This window comes from Bradyrhizobium sp. CCBAU 051011 (genome assembly GCF_009930815.1).
Taxonomy (GTDB): Bacteria; Pseudomonadota; Alphaproteobacteria; order Rhizobiales; family Xanthobacteraceae; genus Bradyrhizobium.
The window spans coordinates 2955094-2973955 of sequence record NZ_CP022222.1 but is presented as its reverse complement, the minus strand read 5'-3'; the positions used below and the strand labels follow the sequence as shown (position 1 = coordinate 2973955).

General features: G+C 57.8%; 21 protein-coding genes and 1 pseudogene. 16 read left to right on the top strand and 6 right to left on the bottom strand.

All coding sequences use genetic code 11. The features are described 5' to 3' along the window. Positions 1–173: 173 nt before the first annotated feature. Together ACH79_RS14060 and ACH79_RS14055 are read right to left on the bottom strand one after the other, a co-directional pair. Positions 174–482 carry a hypothetical protein gene (locus ACH79_RS14060; RefSeq protein ID WP_161851553.1) on the bottom strand — a complete coding sequence of 103 codons (309 nt, stop codon included), beginning with the start codon at positions 480–482 and terminating at the stop codon, positions 174–176. A gap of 15 nt (positions 483–497) precedes the next feature. After that, a complete protein-coding gene (locus tag ACH79_RS14055; protein WP_161851552.1) occupies positions 498–737 on the bottom strand; it encodes a hypothetical protein in 240 nt (79 codons plus the stop codon). Positions 738–1130: 393 nt separating this feature from the next. Between ACH79_RS14055 and ACH79_RS14050 the strand changes: the two genes are divergently transcribed. After that, on the top strand, positions 1131–1811 hold the full coding sequence (locus tag ACH79_RS14050; protein WP_161851551.1) for a Crp/Fnr family transcriptional regulator: 681 nt from the start codon (positions 1131–1133) through the stop codon (positions 1809–1811). 575 nt (positions 1812–2386) lie between these two features. On the opposite strand, the gene ACH79_RS14045 is transcribed toward ACH79_RS14050, so the two are convergent. After that, the gene (locus ACH79_RS14045; RefSeq protein WP_161851550.1) at positions 2387–2752 is read right to left on the bottom strand and encodes a phasin family protein; all 366 of its coding nucleotides are present in this window, start codon (positions 2750–2752) and stop codon (positions 2387–2389) included. A 492-nt stretch (positions 2753–3244) separates the two neighbouring features. On the opposite strand from ACH79_RS14045, the pseudogene ACH79_RS45075 reads away from it, so the two are divergent. After that, positions 3245–3484, top strand: a pseudogene (locus ACH79_RS45075) (hypothetical protein); the annotation flags it as partial. Positions 3485–4163: 679 nt separating this feature from the next. After that, complete coding sequence (locus tag ACH79_RS14040) at positions 4164–4358, top strand: hypothetical protein (RefSeq protein ID WP_161851549.1); 195 nt, start codon at positions 4164–4166, stop codon at positions 4356–4358. Between the two features lie 195 nt (positions 4359–4553). On the opposite strand, the gene ACH79_RS14035 is transcribed toward ACH79_RS14040, so the two are convergent. After that, complete coding sequence (locus ACH79_RS14035; protein ID WP_161851548.1) at positions 4554–4889, bottom strand: hypothetical protein; 336 nt, start codon at positions 4887–4889, stop codon at positions 4554–4556. Between the two features lie 167 nt (positions 4890–5056). Between ACH79_RS14035 and ACH79_RS14030 the strand changes: the two genes are divergently transcribed. The 12 genes from ACH79_RS14030 (at position 5057) to ACH79_RS13975 (ending at position 15680) form a co-directional block, all read left to right on the top strand. Beyond that, entirely contained in the window at positions 5057–6313 is a 1257-nt protein-coding gene (locus ACH79_RS14030; protein WP_161851547.1) for an integrase family protein, read from the top strand. After that, the gene (locus ACH79_RS14025; protein WP_161851546.1) at positions 6310–6861 is read left to right on the top strand and encodes a hypothetical protein; all 552 of its coding nucleotides are present in this window, start codon (positions 6310–6312) and stop codon (positions 6859–6861) included. Before ACH79_RS14030 ends, ACH79_RS14025 begins: the two co-directional genes overlap by 4 nt. Before the next feature lie 317 nt (positions 6862–7178). Continuing rightward, on the top strand, positions 7179–7553 hold the full coding sequence (locus tag ACH79_RS14020) for a helix-turn-helix domain-containing protein (protein WP_161851545.1): 375 nt from the start codon (positions 7179–7181) through the stop codon (positions 7551–7553). Continuing rightward, complete coding sequence (locus ACH79_RS14015) at positions 7546–7833, top strand: hypothetical protein (protein WP_161851544.1); 288 nt, start codon at positions 7546–7548, stop codon at positions 7831–7833. The genes ACH79_RS14020 and ACH79_RS14015 overlap by 8 nt, the downstream gene beginning before the upstream one ends. Beyond that, on the top strand, positions 7827–8189 hold the full coding sequence (locus ACH79_RS14010; protein WP_161851543.1) for a DUF3102 domain-containing protein: 363 nt from the start codon (positions 7827–7829) through the stop codon (positions 8187–8189). The genes ACH79_RS14015 and ACH79_RS14010 overlap by 7 nt, the downstream gene beginning before the upstream one ends. Positions 8190–8293: 104 nt before the next feature. Then, on the top strand, positions 8294–8545 hold the full coding sequence (locus tag ACH79_RS14005; RefSeq protein WP_161851542.1) for a hypothetical protein: 252 nt from the start codon (positions 8294–8296) through the stop codon (positions 8543–8545). Positions 8546–8578: 33 nt separating this feature from the next. After that, positions 8579–8911 (top strand): hypothetical protein, encoded by a 333-nt coding sequence (locus ACH79_RS14000; RefSeq protein WP_161851541.1) that lies wholly within the window; start codon positions 8579–8581, stop codon positions 8909–8911. A 28-nt stretch (positions 8912–8939) separates the two neighbouring features. Beyond that, positions 8940–9143 carry a hypothetical protein gene (locus tag ACH79_RS13995; RefSeq protein WP_161851540.1) on the top strand — a complete coding sequence of 68 codons (204 nt, stop codon included), beginning with the start codon at positions 8940–8942 and terminating at the stop codon, positions 9141–9143. Between the two features lie 99 nt (positions 9144–9242). Next, on the top strand, positions 9243–10205 hold the full coding sequence (locus ACH79_RS13990) for a bifunctional DNA primase/polymerase (protein ID WP_161851539.1): 963 nt from the start codon (positions 9243–9245) through the stop codon (positions 10203–10205). Positions 10206–10215: 10 nt separating this feature from the next. After that, complete coding sequence (locus ACH79_RS13985) at positions 10216–11703, top strand: primase-helicase family protein (RefSeq protein ID WP_161851538.1); 1488 nt, start codon at positions 10216–10218, stop codon at positions 11701–11703. Positions 11704–12822: 1119 nt separating this feature from the next. Then, positions 12823–14661 (top strand): hypothetical protein, encoded by a 1839-nt coding sequence (locus ACH79_RS13980; RefSeq protein WP_202639239.1) that lies wholly within the window; start codon positions 12823–12825, stop codon positions 14659–14661. Positions 14662–14933: 272 nt separating this feature from the next. Beyond that, on the top strand, positions 14934–15680 hold the full coding sequence (locus ACH79_RS13975) for an alpha/beta fold hydrolase (protein WP_161851537.1): 747 nt from the start codon (positions 14934–14936) through the stop codon (positions 15678–15680). Between the two features lie 35 nt (positions 15681–15715). Here ACH79_RS13975 and ACH79_RS13970 read toward each other — a convergent pair whose 3' ends face one another. Beyond that, a complete protein-coding gene (locus ACH79_RS13970; RefSeq protein WP_161851536.1) occupies positions 15716–16675 on the bottom strand; it encodes an MBL fold metallo-hydrolase in 960 nt (319 codons plus the stop codon). Positions 16676–16812: 137 nt separating this feature from the next. Here ACH79_RS13970 and ACH79_RS13965 point away from each other — a divergent pair, with 137 nt between their 5' ends. After that, positions 16813–17733: a LysR family transcriptional regulator gene (locus tag ACH79_RS13965; protein ID WP_161851535.1), complete on the top strand. Its 921-nt coding sequence runs from the start codon at positions 16813–16815 to the stop codon at positions 17731–17733. A 128-nt stretch (positions 17734–17861) separates the two neighbouring features. On the opposite strand, the gene ACH79_RS13960 is transcribed toward ACH79_RS13965, so the two are convergent. Next, entirely contained in the window at positions 17862–18686 is an 825-nt protein-coding gene (locus ACH79_RS13960) for an SDR family NAD(P)-dependent oxidoreductase (protein WP_246738530.1), read from the bottom strand. Positions 18687–18862: the final 176 nt, after the last annotated feature.

Genomic DNA, 18862 nt, shown 5'->3' with positions numbered 1-18862 from the left:
ACTGACAGGATCGATGATGTGATTCTGACATGCCATATTATGCGCCACTAATCCAAAACAGGCCACTCACGTTTTATCGCGTAGGTTGGCTGCGTGCCGCTCTTGGCACTTTTCGGACCTAGCTCGATGTCCGAGTAGAGTCCGCAATGCGCAGCAATACGGATGCTCACGGCCTATTCATCGAGATCCACAAGGTACACAACGTTAGTGTCACTTGATGGCTCGGTCGATTGCGTTGCTTGCCGATAAAGAGCTGCTTCTTCCGCGGTGGCCAACCTGACCTTCATCGTGGCGCTGGCATCGCACAACGGTGTGCCATGAGACGTGATTGTACTCAACGTTGTGCGCAACTGACCGTATTCGCAAAGACGTTCCGCGTCCTTGTGCCTCTTAGCCTGCAACGCAAGCGTTGGCCTGTCGTTGATCTCAATCGTGAATATCGAGAAGGAGAAGCGGTGGTCCATTTGATCTCCGCCTTCCATTTTTGGACCTCCAGGTCAATCCGTCAGCAGATCATAGTCCCGGCGTAAAACAGTTTGGACGTGAACCGCCGCGCGCGCGGCGGTATTGGCATCTGCCGCGCCCGCTCGAAGCACACAGAGCGACCAGTTATTTTCAGCGTGCTTTGCAACACGATTGATTGCTACTTCCCGGACGTCGTGACAACCGGGCTGATTCCTTACTTCTAACAACGCTCGACGCTGTAATTCCGGCATTGAAACGCGGATCTTTGGCATGGGGTTGGCTCGGCTGGTTGGGGCCGCTCGGCCTCTACCTAACAGAACAAGAGCAATTCGGGTTCCACTTGCGAGAGGCGCGGCCTTTCAATCTTGACCCCAAAAGCCGAAAGCGCACCCGGACCCAGGAGACAATTCGCAACCCATTTTTCAAGGTGTCAATTGCCGAACGGGCTTGCAATTCATGGATCTGGCATGGGCTCTCATCAGTTATCCGCAACCGAATGCTTCTTCGGCCGCTTCGATCTCACATGCCATTTATGTAGGCGCGAGATTGTGGGGCTCCCCGGCTCATCCTGCTGCGAAAAGCCCCCATCCTGCGGCACTTTTACTTCGAACGTCGGCGGGCCTGAATGGTAAGATAGGCGTCCCACCGCCGGGACGAAGCGCGACATGCCAAACAAAGCCAACCAAGCAATATTTGATCCCAAGGAGTTTCTCGCCCAAGTGGGCGAAGGGAAGACCATCCTTGAATTTCGCAAGGATGAGATTGTGTTCGCGCAAGGCGACGTGGCGAGCGCAGTCTTCTATATTCAAAAAGGCCAGGTCAAGGTGGTTGTCATATCCGAGCAAGGTAAGGAAGCTGTGGTCGGCATTTTGGGGCCCGGCCAGTTCTTTGGCGAAGGCTGCATGAACGGCCATTCGCTGCGTATCGCGACGGCGACAGCGATGGAGGAGTGCCTGGTCACCGCGATAACGAAGACGGCCATGCTCCAGGCGCTTCACGATCAGCCGAAATTTTCCGAGCTATTCATGGCCTATCTGCTGACCCGCAACAGCCGGATTGAAGAGGATCTGATCGACCAGCTCTTCAACTCCAGTGAAAAGCGGTTGGCGCGCCTGCTGCTCCTGCTGGCGAATTTCGGCAAGGAGGGCAGCCCTCAACCGATCACTCCAAATATCAGTCAGGAAACATTGGCCGAAATGATTGGGACGACGCGGTCCCGCGTCAGCTTCTTCATGAACAGATTCCGCAAGCTTGGCTTCATTAGTTACAACGGAAAAATCGAGGTCAACAGCTCATTGCTGACTGCGGTCTTGTACGACAAGCCCGAGATCAAGCACGAGCCGTAATGAGGATATCCGGGACGCGCGCAAGCCTCATCCGTCTCTCCAACTTACTCTTAGCCACTCGCACTTCCTCTCGACCCCCGCAAACGCGGCCACTAAAGGCTTTTGCAATAAGGGAACATCTTGCGCGATTAGCAATAAGCCAAGAGGCAACATCCATAAGCCCAGGACGGGCAAAAAGCTAAAGATGCCTCCGAGAATGAGAAGTATTGCAATGACTAGACGAACTGCAAATGAGGATGGCATACGCAGCCATCGAATGAACTGAGAGACGCTAATCGGCACTCGCCGATCAATCATCTGAAAGTACCTGTTCAATTCCGCTTTTGTTGTTGTCATTCTGCAAGCCTTGGAAATACCTGTTCAGGCGGCGCTCCCCGTGGCACGGTAACGTTTGGACTGTGCAAAGGTCCCTGTAGAGTTCTGTGGCACCCCCCGTTACTGCGGACGGCACATCGAATTGCGAAAAACGGCGGGACATAACCCGCCGAGCTTTGTCCGTGGCTCATCGGCTGCGGTAAAAAAGCCCCGCGATGAGCGGGGCCATTTTTTGCGCTGACATCGCCAGCGAGTAAGACTTATCGATTTGTCGGGGTCATCTTGGCGAGCAAATCACTGAATGGTTTGTAGGACTGCGTAGCAAGATCGCGATACAATGCGCCAATCTTCTGCGACTCGGCCATGAACGTCTCGAAAGCCGACTTTGCGAATTCGGTTTGAATTTCAATCGCCTTGTCGACCGACTTCGCGCCTGAGAGCTTCTCGACAAACGCCCTGGTGTCTTCAAACGATTTCTTGGTGTAGTCGCTGTAAGCTGTGGCAATCGCGTGAAAGCCGCCCGGGAAGGAAGTCATCGACGCAGCAGCGGCATTGATCTGTTCTCTACTATCATCCTGCAGCTGCGATAAATTCCGATTTGCGTTATTCTGATTGGCATTAGACATTATGAAAATCCTTGGTTGTTTAGCAGTGAGTCAATGTTGCGCGTCGCCAATGGTTGCACCGAAAAGGCAGTTCCCGCTGTTCGTTGAGCGGTGCTTGTGTGTTCGTATGATGTAATTGGAACCTAGTGTTCTGATTGCCGCGCCGATTGCGGCTATCTCATCGGAGTTGACGGCCGCATCTCAAAGCGGGTCACCATCATGTGCAAGCGCCGACGTAATGCCCCCTCGGTTAGCAGCCTCTACTGGCCGAAATCGGCCACTCGCAGGAACAAAACAGGCCACTCCACGAAAAGCCCAGCGCTGGGGCACTGGTCTGATCGGAAGTGTTTCAAGATCGGCAATGGGGCCACTTAAGTGCAGGTCAGTCGAGCTGTCTGTATGATATTGGCCACCGCCAAATAAAAACACGAAGCAGCTCGATACGGTCGTCAGCCCAAAGTCCAAGCTCACCAAACCCATCAAGAAGCCAAGGCCACATGGGTTGAGCCAACCTTCGTCGCCGACGTCGAGTATTGCTACATCACCTCGGAAGGTCTCTTGAGGGCTAGCTCGTTTAAGGGCCTGTCTCGAATAGGATTCACAGCAAACAAAAAAACGGCCCGGCCGGGGGCGCGAGTGGCCCAATGGCTGGCGACCCCGGCGCTAAACCTCGGGTCTGCTCTCTATTTGGCCAAGGACAAGCTAATCCGCGTGACGATAGCATCCCATTGGCGTTCCTCCGCCGCTGGATAATTGATCAGGACGCAATTCATGAAGCCTTTCGCGCGGTTACATCGATTGTACCACGTGTGGCCATCCCGAACACTGGACACGGCGAAAAAGTTAGGAGTCACTCTTCTGTATTGTATATCGGTTGGCGGCCGCATCTTTTCCAGAAAAACGGCAGGGGAAACGTTATCGGGATTAGGAAACGACTTGATCGTGAGGTTGGCCCGGTAATCCTTCGTAAAAAGATGGCGGCCAAGTGTGTCCTCTGTTGCGCCCTTGTCCTCCTCGAAAATCGATATTGGAACATCTACGCTCAGTCCGGTGGAGGGAATTGCGTACCTTCGCCATTCCAAGCTGGCCGCAATAGCCTCCGCTAAGGGCGTAATGCTAAGGAGCACGATAGCAGCGAGCCGCCGACGCAAGCACATGGTCGAGAGATCCTAGCACCAGCTGCCCGCGTTGACTCGCGGCTCTAATCGACTGGCAAAATGCTCAACGATCTGATGGCTTTCACGTTCCTCGATCATGCCTACGGCTGCGGCGAGACACCCTATCCAAAGAATTCTATCGCGCCAAAGGCTTCCAGCCTCAGCATGCGCTCCATAAGCAATCTGAACAAATATTCAGAAAACGCGGAACGAAATCCTAATAAGTGCCTTAGTTAGCTACCCGACATTGGTGTCGTCTCCCCGGGAGAGATGTTATGCGAAAGCCTGTTGACATCGACTCCACCCATAGTCTCGCGATCGTCAAAAAGATTGGTGAACGACTACGAGCGTCGTTCAAAGAAGATCGCGAGTTACCGGTGAGCTTCCGAAAGCAGATCGAACGGCTCCGTCAATCAGAAATCAAGGCGCAGCCAAACGTTGCTATGTCGTTGCGCGGTGACAAATCCTAATTGTGAAATCTGTCACGGCATCGGGTGGGTTTGCGAGAACCATCCTGACAAGCCATGGGACAGTGAGCTTGGCTGCGACTGCGGGGCCGGTAATGCCCTGCAAATGCAATGCGGGTGAAGAGCCGAACGTCAGCCGGGTGATTGAAGAGAATCTCCGACGCGTTGCGGTGATGGGAATCGCCGGGACTGACGCGATTATTTGATCCACGCCTGGATGACCGGCACCGCTGCAATCGCACCCGCTACGGCGGCGATGGCCGCAAGGATCAGCATTGCCCGCGTGAGCCGAGTGTTGGATCGCTGGCCGCGCTCGAAGCTTTCACGCAACTCGTTAGTGGCCTTTGATCCGGACCACTCGTCCAACGGGATATTCATTGGAGCCTCCGCCTTTAAAGGTCGGTCGACCCGAAGGTCGCCCTCCCCACAGCAGGCGGCTCGCCCGAACGAAATTTTATGAATGATTTCTGGATCTTGAGTGGCGCGCCCGAAGAGATTCGAACTCCTGACCCCCAGATTCGTAGTTTTGGCCATGCGCCAAATCCTGGTTAAGGGTCACTAAGCAAGAACCGGCGGGTGGGAGCTAAGCCTAAGATTTGACTGCCTAAATTAACTTCGCTTAGTCAAAACTGGCTTAGACCTCCAGACTAAATGCGCGGCACTTGGCCTCTTTATACGTGCAAAACCGTGCAGGAGAATCCATGCCGTCGACCCAAGCCCCGCGCATGCTGCTGACCGACAAGGCCGTCAAAGGTCTGCCATTCGCCCCCGCCAAGCCGCAAATCATCCGCGACACCAAAATCGCCGGCTTCCATGTGTGGGTTGGTAAGACCACAAAGACGTACCGTTACCAGTACGAAACACCGAGGGTAGACCGCCAGCGTGGCTCCACCAAGGTGGAATGGCTGGGCGAACACCCGCACGCCAGCGCCGACGAGGCGCGGGCCAAGGCCCTCGAAATCGTGGCGCTCCGCGCCCGCGGCGAGCCGATCCCACGCGGTTTTGCCAGCACCCGGGAGGTTGCTCCCTCATTCACCTTCAAGGCCGCCTGGGAGGCCTATAAGGCCGCCATCACCAAGGAAGGCAAGAGCATCCGCACCATTGCCGATTACCAGGACAAGTTCGACCGCCACCTGAAAGACTGGCACGACAAGCCGCTGGCCAGCATCAAGCGCGAGGAGGTCGTCCAGGAGCATGCCGCGATTACCGAGCGCGCCAGAAACGCTCGGGCCGGCCAGAAGTACGCAAGCGGCAAATACGCCGCCAACGGCACCATGCGCTTTGCTCGCGCCGTCTGGAACCACGCCAAGGACGAAATGGAGACGCCGGGCCTTCCGGAGCGCAATCCGTTCCGGTCAGGAAAGCTATTCCACAAGGAGACGGCCCGTAGCACCGGCATGGGTGTAGCCGAGCTGCCGGCGTGGTGGGCGCAGCTCCAGGCGCTCGCCAACCCCATCCGCCGCGAGCTCCATCTGTTTATGCTCCTCTCTGGTTTGCGTCGCACCGACGTCTTAACCGCCCGCTGGACGAACTTCGACCCTGCCCGCCCCTCGCTGCGCCTGCCGTCCCCAAAGGGCGGCGCGGAACGAGCGTTCGAACTGCCGCTATCGACAGCAATGCTGGCGTGCTTGGAGCGGGTCAAAGAAGCCGGCCAGACCTACTACCTCGAGGAAAGCAAGACCTGGATTTTCCCGGCGCCCGGAGGACACGTCGCTGAGGTCAAGGAAGAGGGTCGGCAGAAGCTGTCCCACACTGGACACGCGCTGCGACATTCGTTCCGGACGCTTGCCGCCGCGGCTGGCGTCGATCGCCTTCGCCTAAAAATTTTGATGAATCATGCGATCGATGACGATGTCACCGACGCTTATGCAAACGTGCCCGCGCTCTTCGCTTCTCTGCGGGACGCCCAAGAGCAGATCTCCGCATTTATAACCGACAGCATGGAGGCATCACAATGAACGCTCAGGACGCGATAAGGCCGCGAATTTCCAGTGAGCAAGAACCCGATCAACGATCAGATCGCTTTGATCTTAAGTCGCTTCTCGAAATGCAACGGCACCAAAATCGCCGCTCTTCCGAACTCCTCGTCGCTATCGATGAGCTCGATCGACGAATAGCGGCTGGGATCGGTCATAAGCGTAGCCAAGTTCAAGCGCGAAGTAACGCCGCGCAAGAATTTGCGAAGCTTATAGACGCTAACCCGTCGCCGCTTCCCCAACTCGGTTTTGCAACGGATGACGGGCGACATGTTTTCATCGTTTACGAAGTTAAGGGAAATCCGTCTCGTACTGCTCTCAAACAAGCTGAGGAATGGATGGCTGCCCGCGGCCAGATCTGGACGGGAAACAGCAAGAGGCTGCGCGCAGTGGTGCTAAAGGCCCTTCAGAACGGCGACGAAATTCCCACAGGCTATTTTGGACTTCGGGTTGAGCGAACGATCCGGATTGCCGACGAGTTTGCCGATGGGCTTCGCGTCGAGTTACCCAACTGCCTTCAGTCTAAATGATGCCTCCGTAGAAAATTAACGATATCTCGGATTTCAGTTGATCTTTTCGAGGACGGCAACTAAGTCGTGAGGTGACCACACCTACTCAATGGCCAGGTCATCTCGGAACGCGATTGCCCCGTGATTGAAAGCTAACGGAGCCCTCAGTGAGCTCTTAGTATGCTGAGAAATATCGGGTAAGCAGAGGCCATCAAGCGATCCGACGAAAGCAGCCCATCCTCGAATGGGAGCGCTCGTCGCTGTCGCTATTTCATCGAACAACAATCTCTTCGACAACGCAGGCGCATCTCATTCGGTTAACACCGAAAGAACTGCGCATGTCGATCCTTGATCCAAGCCCACCTCCCTTTGCCATACCCAGCGACGAGCAGGTCGAGGCCTTCGTTCGCAAAATAGCACAAGCGGTGGCCGATCAGCTCGGCGCCGACACGCTCAACTCACCTTTCATTCGCAGCACTGAGTGCGCGCAGATCCTCGGCATCACGCCAGAACATCTCTGCGCGATGAGGGCTCGCAAAGAAGGTCCGCCCTGGTGCGGCGAAGGAAAATGGGTCCGGTACGAGCGGGCCGCCGTCCACGAATGGCTCCGCAATCTACCACGCCACTCGACACCTGTTTCACCGGCCGAGCCGAAATCAAATCGGTCATGCGTGACCGATTTGCGGGCTCTTCGACGGTGCGATCATGAGTGAGAGATCCTCCCAGACAAAACGAGTTGCGGATCAAATCGCAACGCGGGCGATCAGCCATGTGCGGTTCATGAGACACCCTGCATTCCGTCGCGGATTCGCCGAGTACCGAGCCGGCCTGCCGCCGGACTTCGACACCACCGTCGAAGACGTCCTTCAGTACGAGATCGGCAGGCAATTTGCCGTGTGTCCTCGCAAAATCACCCTGTTGCTCGCCAACGGAAAGCTGAATTCCGCAGCGAGCGAACTGTTCAAGTCATTTTCAAGGAGCGTGCCATGGTGACCGAGAAAAACGCGAGCCGGCTCGGTCGACGTGTTGAGAGGATCAAATCTATCGAGAAAGGAACGCTCTCAAGCATCGTCGAGATTGGTCGCGAGCTTATCGCAGCCGAGGCCGAATGCGAGCATGGCGAGTGGGCCTCCTGGCTTAAGACTAACTTTTCCTGGTCGGTACGGACTGCCTTGCGTTACCGGAAGGTGGCAGAATTCTGCACAGCATGTGATGCCGGCGCCTATGGACCCGAGGTCACGTTAGGCGACATGGATATCTCGCTCAGCGCGCTGTACTTCGTGGCCACAATGGATAAAGCCCTCGCGAAATCGATTGCCCTGAAGGCGATCGACACGCGGTCACTTTGAATGTGGCGAGGGAGATCGCCGCCCTACATGAGGGACAGGTCGACTGCGGGGAGGACGAGCAAACGTCGGCGCCGGCGGCCGGAGACGATGAAGCCGCACCAAGTATGGGCGATGATGGCCGTCGAGAAGCCGATGACGGCCTCCCACCTAGCGCCTATGAGCCGTTTTCCGCTGGGCTTACCCTGCTTGCTGACGAATTGGATCAGAATCCCGAGAACCTTATCGCGGCAGCAAGAGCCTTCAATCCCGAACGGCTCCGCAGGATCGTCACCCAGCTGGCTCGAGTGCTGAAGACAGTCTCGGGAGACGAGACCATCAAGCAGAAGGCTGACCGCGCACAGGCGCGGCAGCGTTAATCCGCAATAAGTGTCAGCCCTGGAGAGGTCGTTATGCCCAAGTCACACCTGCCCCCCAACGATGAACTGTTGCGTCTCCTACGTGCCACCTATTCCCGCTACAGCATCGCGCTGAGGTCCGCGACCGCGAAGCAGAAATTCACGTGGCAGATGCTCAGTAACCGGCGCGTGTTCGTTGAAGAGGTCGCCGGGCATCTGGACGAACCAACTCGCGAATTGCTTGCAACGGCGCTCAATCGCGAATGTGCGCTCGGGCTGACGCCGGAAGCGGCGCTGAAGTGGGCGAAGCAATCACTGGCGGCAAAGCGGCGTTGGCGTCGTGATGGCGCAAACGTTCCTTTGACTCCCAAAATCCCGGCCCGCTAACCTCCTAGCAGACAGAAGGACCACGACCATGAACACGACGCCAAAACTTGCAGACGTCGCCGCGACGCCCGAAGCGGCAAGGCTTGTCGGCGAGACGCTGGACAACTTCCGCCATCGGGCGCGCGAACCGGGCTTTCCGTCTTCGATCAAGATCGGCGGCGTTCGTTTCTACAACCGGCGTGAACTCGCGGCTTGGAAGCGCAAGCGCGACGGCGCGCGGAACGTCAGGTAAGTTTTTCAACTTGGCGACCCGCCATCGCCAAAAGGAACGGCCCCGCACGATGGCAACTCGTGACGGGGCCAGGCAACGATGGACTCGAAGGCTATGACTATGAAACAAAAGATCGCCGGGGGCAAAGGAACGATTCCGCGCGAGCGGCGCAAAGACTTGATGCGCTATGACGTGGACGTCTTTCCGCTGATTCCGCTGTACAGGCCTTTTCAAGTCCGATGGGTTTTGAAAAAGGGCAAATGGGTCAAGGAAGCCATCGGCAAGCATCCGCTGCATACGGCTTGGCCGGTCCGAAACTACAATAGTCGGACGGTCCGGGCGATCTGCATCGAACGCGGCTACAATGTCGGCGTGCGCTTGACCGATGAACTAGTCGTTCTCGACGTTGACCCCCGCAACGGCGGCGACACCAGTTTTGTCGCGTTGTGTTTTGACCTGGGAACCGACGGCGACGCCTTCCCACGCGTCTACACCGGGTCCGGCGGCTGGCACTGCTACATGCGCAAGCCCGCCGACGTGCTGATCCGTGAAACGCTAGACGCATACCCAGGCCTTGAATTCAAATCGAAAGGCCGTCAGGTCGTTGCCGCCGGTTCGATGCATCCGAACCGCAAGCCTTACTATTGGTCGCCCGCCCATCCCGACATCAAGGCCGGTTTGCCAAAAATTCCGGGCGCCTTGTTGCGCGCCATCAAGCGGACTCCCCTCGAAGGCGGCGGGGGCGAAGGCGGCGAGTGGACGCTTTCGCAGATTGCCGAGGCGCTCGCGCGGCTGAATCCGCGAAGGTTCAACTCAAACGACAAATGGCTTCCGCTGATGCAGGCATGTCACCATGCCAGCGCAGGCGAAGCCCGTAGCGAGTTTATCAAGTGGTCAGTATCAGACCCGGACTACGCAGACGACGCGGAGCGAATCGGCAAGCGATGGGATTCGCTGCACACCGAACGTGACGGCCGCGTGGTGACGATTCGAACGCTCTTCAAGATACTGCGCGACAACAACGCAAGCGACTTGGTCCCCGCCAATGCCGTTACCGATGAAGAATTCCCGGACGATATGTGAGGGCCATGTGATGAAAACCAACTTCGATGACTGGATTCCGCCCGGCGCTGCGGCCGAATTCGACGCGATGGAAGACGACTCCGACGACAGAGTCGCCGCTGAAGGCTATCCCGAAGAGGCCATCTCGAAGTTGGAAGACCTCAACACCAAATATTGCGCGGTCGTCGCAAACGGCAAATACCGTATCATGAGCCGACAGGACAGCGACGCGGGCAAGCGATGGACCGCCTATAGCCGACACGACTTCGTTAGCTCCTATGAGAATTTCCGAATCGAACGCGACATGACGGGGTTGTCGAGGAATGCATCCAACACAATACCGCTTGGCGAAGCGTGGCAGACATGGCCCCGACGCAAGACCGCGTATGGAACGACATTCGACACGAAGGGCGATCCCGGCGGCGTCGTCAACGGCCGACTCAATCTGTGGACCGGCTTCGCGATTGAGCCAAGCGGCAAGGGGTCGTGCGAGCTGTTCAAGGCGATGATACGCGATGACCTGTGCGCAGGGGATACGGCGGTCTATAACTACGTGCTGAAGTGGACTGCGTGGAAACTCCAAAACCCTGACAAGCTTCCCGGCGTTGCGTTGGTCTTCCTAGGTAGCATCGGAGTCGGCAAATCAACTTTCGCCGATACCCTTGTCGGACTGTTCGGGAGTCACGGCATGTCCGTTGACTCCATCGACGCCCTAACTGGCGATTTCACCGGCCACCTAGAGTCGCTTTGCTTAGTGTCGGTCGAAGAAGCTATGTGGGGCGGCGACGTGAAGCGGCTCGGTCCGATGAAAAAGCTTATAACCGGCGCGGAGCGCGAATATCACTACAAGGGGTTAGACCGCTTTCGCGGCGTCAATCGCGTCGCTCTGATCTTTCTAAGCAATGAAGAATGGGTCGTCCCCGCCGGGCTGGAAGAACGCCGCTATTGCGTGTCGCGAGTGTCGGAAGAACACTACGCCCCGGCTGATGCGCCAGCGGACTCCGAGAATCGAATCTACTGGAACGACCTGCACAGCGAACTAGACAAAGGCGGGCGCGCGAAGTTCCTGCATGAAATGCTGTCGATGGACCTTGGCAACTGGAAGCCGTACGGCGGCGACGTGCCGAAAACGCAGGCCATGGCCGAACAGAAATTCCAAGGGCTGAAGGGCTTCGACAAGTGGTACCATGACTGCTTGCGCGATGGTGAGTTACCCGGCGGTGACGAAGCCATCATCCAACCCAAAGGGCAAACACTTACGGCCGCCAATTGGGCGGACGGCGGATTCTTTCTAAAGCCGACCGTCGTCGCGAAGGCGTACCGTGAATGCCTTCACTACATCAACCCGCGCGCAAACGTTACGAACGAAATGGTTCTGAAGAGCCTGAAGGGCTATGGCTGGAACGGCGGCGCCGACTTGAAGTATCGGGGTCAACGGGCGTGGGAAGCGCCGAATCTAGGCGACGCCCGGAAGGCATTTGCAGAAAAGCTAGGCTACAAAGGGTTGTTCGCAAGCTAGAACAGGACGGGTTAGGACGGGTTCGCGCCAAACCCGTCCGACCGCAAACCTCTCATTCCATAGGAGTTTGGACACGTCTGACACCATGGACGCCTTTTTAAAGATTGGTGTATATATGGGCCATGATGGCGATTAGCGTGATAGGAATGGCCCATTATAAGGGGAGTTGATCCAAAAAGGTGGCAAAGCCGTTCAACCCGTCCAATCCCCTATGGAATAGGGGGTTTGCGTATGGGCGGCCTGAATTTTAACCCGTCAACCCGTTCAATAGCCGATAGGCCGGTAACCTGCCCGCCCCGGCTGATAGCCCGCCCCAGCTGTCAGCGCTCGAAGCGCTCTTATTCACTCCAGACGGCCTCGATTGATCGCCCGGACGCACGGCGGCGAACGTTTGTGTCAAGAGAAATAGAATCATCGGGTTACGTATCATTCCGTGATACGCGATAGGACCTTCTTCCTAGCAGTAGAAGCGCAAGAGAAATCACAAACGAAAAGGAAAAGGCGGGCATACCCTAATCAACTATCCGGTTGATAATGTGCAATGGCACGGGCAAGGCCCGGCCATGGGGATGCACTCGCCACCGAGTCAGAATCGGAATTGAATTTCGAGTCGCGTTGAGAAGTTTATTTTCTAAACTCGATGCACCGAAATCTTTCGCGGGTCCCTTCAGGGCCGCCAAAAACGTTATAAGGGAACCCCCCGGCGTGCATACAGCCTACGGGTAGGGGGTTCCGAATTTCCGCCTAGGTAATGGATAAGCCATTGACTTCGGTCAACAGCATTCAATCAGCACGAAGTCTCTGCGAGAACTCACCCATCTCAAGGCCCGGCACCAAATATGATTGGAAATTATGGACGAAACGATCGAAAGGCTCGCGGTGGGGAGCGTTAGGGGATGCCTGTACGGACCCAACAGCCGAAGTTCTGGCCAGCCGTGTTTAGTTGTCCGCCTAAAAGTAAGCCCGTGTTCGCTGATCGACATCTGGGAGCGGTGCTTCAGCGCCAGCAACATTGGGACAGTATCGTTGCCTCAGCTGCACCCGCACGACATTTTGGAGCAATCATTGAACCTTTCCAAACGCCTTAGGACCCATAAGACGAACGTTTGGGAGCACGACATGGCCATCTCCAGGCACTCACGCACGCTGCTTGCTTCCACTGGAGCCGCAGCTCTCGCAGGCACCTCGTTGGCGGCGCTGCTGGCATACAATATCGCAACTCTCGCCGACGCAGGCGCCAGCGCCAGGGACATTTCCCTCGCTGATCCGGATGTTGCGCTCTGCAAGACAGCGGGCGCGAGCGGTCGACCGGGCATGATGCTTCGTCTTGCGCAAACCGAAGTGCCACGCGCGGAGATGAGTGCTGCCTCTTCTGCACCGGCATTCGCGGACACCGAGCCGCCGCTATGGGACGGCCTCGGATCCATCACCTACAAGATCACGACCAAGAACGAAAAGGCGCAAGCCTATTTCAATCAGGGTCTGCGCCTGGCCTACGCCTTCAATCACGGTGAGGCGCAACGCGCGTTCCGCAAGGCGCAAAAGCTCGATCCCGATTGCGCGATGTGTTTCTGGGGCGAAGCATTGGTGCTTGGCCCCAATATCAATCTGCCCATGCAGGAGGATGCCATCGCGCCCGCTTATGCCGCCGCACAGAAGGCGATAGCTCTTGCCGGCAAGGCAACGCCTCGGGAGCAGGCCCTGATCAGCGCTCTCGCTGTGCGCTACAGCAACGATGCCAAGGCGGATCGTGCGCCGCTCGACAAGGCCTATGCCGCCGAAATGGCGAAAGCCGCGGCGCAATTTCCCAACGACAACGAAATCGCCACGCTTTATGCCGAGGCGGTGATGGATCTCAGCCCGTGGGATTACTGGAAAAAGCCAGTTGGCCGCGAACCCAACCCGCAGAGCGTACCAATCGTGCCGACATTGGAGCGAGTGCTGGCGCGCAATCCAAATCATGCCGGCGCGATCCATTTGTACATCCATGCGGTCGAGGCCTCTGACCGACCCAAGCGCGCAGAGCCCTATGCGGACCGCCTGCGTAATTCGGTGCCCGGCGCCGGCCATCTCGTGCACATGCCGAGCCACATCTATTATCGTGTTGGGCGTTATCTGGACGCTCTGCAGGACAATAAGGCCGCTGTCAAAGTCGACGAAAAATATCTGGCTGACACCAACGCGCCTCCCGGCGTCTACAGGATGGGCTATTATCCGCACAACGTGCACTTCGTGATGGCGTCCGCGCAAATGGCGGGCGACGGGAGAACCGTAATTGCAGCCGCGGAGAAGTTGGGAACGCTCATTCCGGATGAGGCCGCCCGTGGCATCGCGCTGGTGCAGCCCGTCAAAGCAGCGCCGTATTTCGCGCACGCGCAGTTCAGTTCACCGGAGGCCATCCTGGCGCTACCCGACCCGGGTGATGCTGTCCCCTACGTCAAAGCGATCTGGCTCTATGCCCGCGGCGTAGCGCTGGCAGCGCAGGGCAACTTCGAGGACGCAACGGCGGCGGCCGATGCGATCGAGAAATTGGAGCGCGAGTCCGACTTCAAGCTCCTGAAGGGATCCAACATACCGGTACAGGAAGTGCTTCGTATCGCGCGCACCGTGGTCATGGGGCGCGTGGCACAGGGCAAAGGCGACAAGAGCGGCGCCGTTGTTCAGTTCGAGCAGGCGGCTAACTTGCAGGATGCCTTGCCTTATACGGAACCGCCTTATTGGTATTATCCAATCCGGCAGTCGCTCGCAGCAGCCTTGCTGCAGGCCGGTCGCTACACTGAGGCGAAGCAGCAATTCGAGCTTGCGCTGCGGCGGGCACCAGCCAACGGCTGGTCGTATTACGGTCTGGCCGAATTGCATAAGGCACGCGGCGATGCCGTTGGCATGCGCAAGGCCCAGGCTAATCTTGCGAAAACCTGGATTGGCGACCGCAAGCTGTTGCAGATTTCAAATCTTTGAGGCGTGACGCTCACCTTTATAACGTCCAGCACGGACCGGCGCTCAGCCGGCCACGCGCTGCCATGTACGCGGAACGTTTGCTAGTATGAACAGGCAGTTGCGCTCTCATAGGATCGGTCCCTCGTGATCGCTGCGGAACAATCCGCCCGGACACCTTCTCCTACTAGCCGTTCTCGACCTATGGCTAGTACCCGGCCCAACTAGGGTCTCCCCTGTCGTGAGCTGAAATGGAGCGAGCCAAAGCCTTGCCGAATTGAAAGGGTGGTCGAGTAATGAGCGATTTGTTCATGGAAGCATGGGGGTCGGGCGTGCCCGTCGTGTTAGTGCACGGTTCACTGGCAACAGGATCCGACGAGTGGCAGGCTCAGCGACCGCTGGCTGACAGCGGCTTTCGTCTGATTGTTCCGGACAGGCGTGGTTATGGACGAAGTCCCGCGGCTCAAGGTGAGGATTTTCTAGTCGATGCCGACGACATTGCCAGTCTCATGGGCAATGGCGCGCACCTTGTAGGGCATTCCTACGGTGGTCTCGGCGTGCTGTTCGCCGCCGCCCGCCGTCCCGAAGCGGCTCTATCTATTACATTACTGGAGCCGGCCACCTTCGCGTTGGGCCAGCACAATGAAGCAGCGAGGACACTCGTGGGAGAGATTCGCTCTCTCTGGGATCAGAAGGCTCCGGACGAGGAATGGGTCATTCGTTTCCTGAAAATTGTGGGAAGTGATCCGAGCGCTCTTTCCCCCGAACTGATCGCCGCTGCAGTGCCGCTCGTACCCGTCTTCCGCCGCGGTCGGCCGATCTGGGAGGCTGAACCGCCGCTTGCTAATCTGGCGTCTGCCCCCTTCCCCAAACTCGTGATATCGGGTGGGCATAGTGCAGGGTTCGACGCAATCTGTGACGACCTAGCGCAACGCATCGGCGCTTCCCGCATGGTGATCGAAGGTGCCGGCCACGAGATCCAGTTCACCGGAGAGCCGCTCAATCACGCGCTAATGAGTCTATGGAGCCACTCGTCTCCATGAATGTGCTTTAAGGCTCCTGGTTGGCGGCATCGAAATCAGTTCGCCTTCCTCTGGCGCTCGATGACGAGCCGCTTCTCGGCGCCGGCCTGTAAGTCGTCCAGTTGCTTCCGGAAACCCTGCAAGTTGACCAGAGGATGCGGATCCGTAGGCTTTCGCGTCTTGAGCAGGTCTTTCGCTTCGGTAAGACCCGTCGAGAAGCCATGTGTCGCCAGGTGCAACTCCACGGGGCGTGCACCATCCTGCGTGAGGGTTCGAATCCGCTTTACGCTGGCGATGAACGCTTCTACTTGGTCCGGCCCGCGTATGCGATTGAGTCCCAGGCCGCCGACCGTGAACGCGCGGTAGGTGCGAGCGCCATCACGTGCATCGAACGCGAAAGAGATAGTTCCCATCGAATGACCAGGCGTCTCGAACGCCTCAATGGCGACTTCGCCCCCGGTGACCGTCTGACCATCGCTCAGCACGATGTCAGGCTCGATCATCGTCCACGGTCTGGTACGGGCGGCTGATAGCGCGGCTTCTTCTGCCGCTTCGCGCCAGCCCTCTCGTGACATGGCGAAGCGTGTCCCAGGTCCCAGAACGGACTTAAGGCGCGCTGCGCCGCCGGCATGGTCGAAATGACCGTGCGTGATGACCACAAGCTTGATGTCCTTGGGGTCGAGCCCTAGCGCACGGATATTCGCCAAGAGCTGTTCAGTGAACGGCTCATAAAGCGTGTCGATCAGCACATGTCCCTGGGGCGACGTGAGAAGCCAGGCCGACACCCAGCAGATTCCAACGTAGTAGACGTTATCGAAAGCCTTGTAGGGCTCGATCTTCTGCGCGACAGCATACTCGATGAACTGGGCGACTTTGCCTTTTTCGCCCAGTTCGGTCCATGCAGTCATCAGAGGCGCCGACTCGCATTTCGTTGACAGCGGCTGCTCCTGTGCAGAGGCCTGGGTCGCCAGCAGACCGAGTGCTGCAAGTGCACTTCGGAAATGACGAAGCTTCATTGTCTTCCCCCGACCGGCGAGATGGACGAGCATCGAACGAACTCATTGGAATAAGCCAATGGCTGTCATGGGCAAGCGTCGATACCATAGGCCCCGATCGGCATGGAGCAGCAAGGCTGCGCGGCGGGAGGGCAAGAATGCATAACCAGAAAATGTTCGACTGGAACGATCTCACGTACTTCCTGGCGGTCGCACGGGAAGGCAGCAGCCTGGCCGCAGCAAGGGCTTTGCGCGTCAATCAATCCACCGTCCACCGCCGCCTCGTCGAACTGGAGAAGCGTCTCGGCTGCCCCCTGGTGGAGCGCCGCCCGAGCGGCTACAGGCTCACCGATTGCGGCAAAGAACTGCAACCCTACGCCGAACGGGTCGAGCAGGCTGCGAGCGCCCTCGCGCGGCACGCCGCGACTTTCGACAAGGGGATGACAGGAACCGTCCGACTGACATGTTCTACGGCGATAGCGTATCGCCTCACGAGGTCGGAACTGCTTGACAAATTCCACAAGAGCTATCCAGGCATCAAAATCGAGTTGCTCATGACCGACCGTGTTCTGGACCTGTCGAGGAGCGAGGCGGATGTTGCACTTCGCGGTGGGGACGCCCGCGAGGAAGTGTTGGTCGGCAAGAAAATCGCCGATGTGCCGTGGGCCGTCTATGCCAGCCGGTCATATCTCGGACGCAACGGCAACCCGAGAAGCCCCGAGGACCTCCAGAGCCACTGCATCATCGAGTTCACCGATGATCTGGCGGCTCTCAAGGCAGCGCGCTGGTTGTCGTCGAAAGCTCCGCAGGCGCGCATCTCTGGCCAAGCGAGCAACGTTCCGAGCGTGCTGCTCGCAGTAAAATCGGGCGCCGGGCTGGCACCCTTGCCAACGCCCCTAGCCGATCTGGACCAGGACCTGGTACAAGTGATCGGCCCTATTCCAGAACTCGACTATCCCATATACCTGCTCACCCATCGCGACTTGCGAAAAATTCCCCGCATCGCCGCATTCTTCCAGTATTGCCTGGATCGATTGCGGCCTGTGTTGACGGGCGCTCAATCGCGGAAGACGAGTTAGCCGATGCGACGCCCGACGATAATTGCTTCAGACGATTCGCATTCTGGCTGGAAGAAGGAATTCCATCTCCCTGTCTTCCGCTTAGGGCTTTTTGAGACGAGCCGGAGAATGTTAGCCATATGCGAGAACTAGCGTCGCGGCGTTCGGCCGCGTATGCGGTCGAAGCCCTGCTTGATCGCTGCGAATCGCTTGTCGAGCAATGGTTCGTGCTCAGTGTCGGTAAAAATGTAGGGCCAGTCGTTTTCGATGGCCTCGCGAACCAGTTCGCCCACATAGAGCGGATCGATGCCGTTGTTGATCCGTTCCTGCAATGCCTTGATGAACTCGGCGCGGGGTCCTTCTGTCGGCGGTGGATTGCCGACAGCCCCAGCAAACCGCTGCGGCACATTCCGCCGAGAGTTCATGATCTGCGTGCGGATGACGCCCGGACATAGAACGGATACCCCAATCATCCTCGGCGCGAGCACGTTACGCATCCCCTCCGACAGCGCCACCACTCCATATTTGCTCACATCGTACGCCGGACTTGGCCCCGTAATCAGCCCGGCGACGGACGCCGTGGAAACAATTTGCCCTCCTTCGCCGTGGGCTTCGATCAGCGGACCGAAAATCTCGAAGCCCCAGATCACCGACATCAGGTTGACGCCGAGGACCCAGTTCCAGCCTGCATCAGTCCACTCACCATAGGTGCCGCCGCCGCCCACGCCCGCATTGTTGACCAATATGTGAATTCTGCCATACCGCGCGACGGTCGCGTCCGCTGCCGCCTGAAGTTCGCCTTTGAGCGAGACGTCAGCTTTCACGCCATCGACATCGACTTTGGTCCGTGTCTTCAGGTCCGCGACCGCTTTGTTCAGCGCCTCTTCCTCGATATCGCAGAGCATGACCTTCACCCCCGCCTGCGACAGCGCGGTCGCGATCCCCAGTCCGATCCCCGAGGCAGCGCCTGTCACGAATGCGGTCTGTCCAGTCAAGTCTCTCATGCGCTTTCCACCTTTCTTTCACTCAACAAATTCGCCCGCCAGACCGCGCTGCAGAGTGCCGCAATGAACTCGCGTCGTCTGATGTCCCACGCCCCCGCCAAGCCTAGAAACAACAGATTCAGACTAGCACATTGGAAACCGGCTGG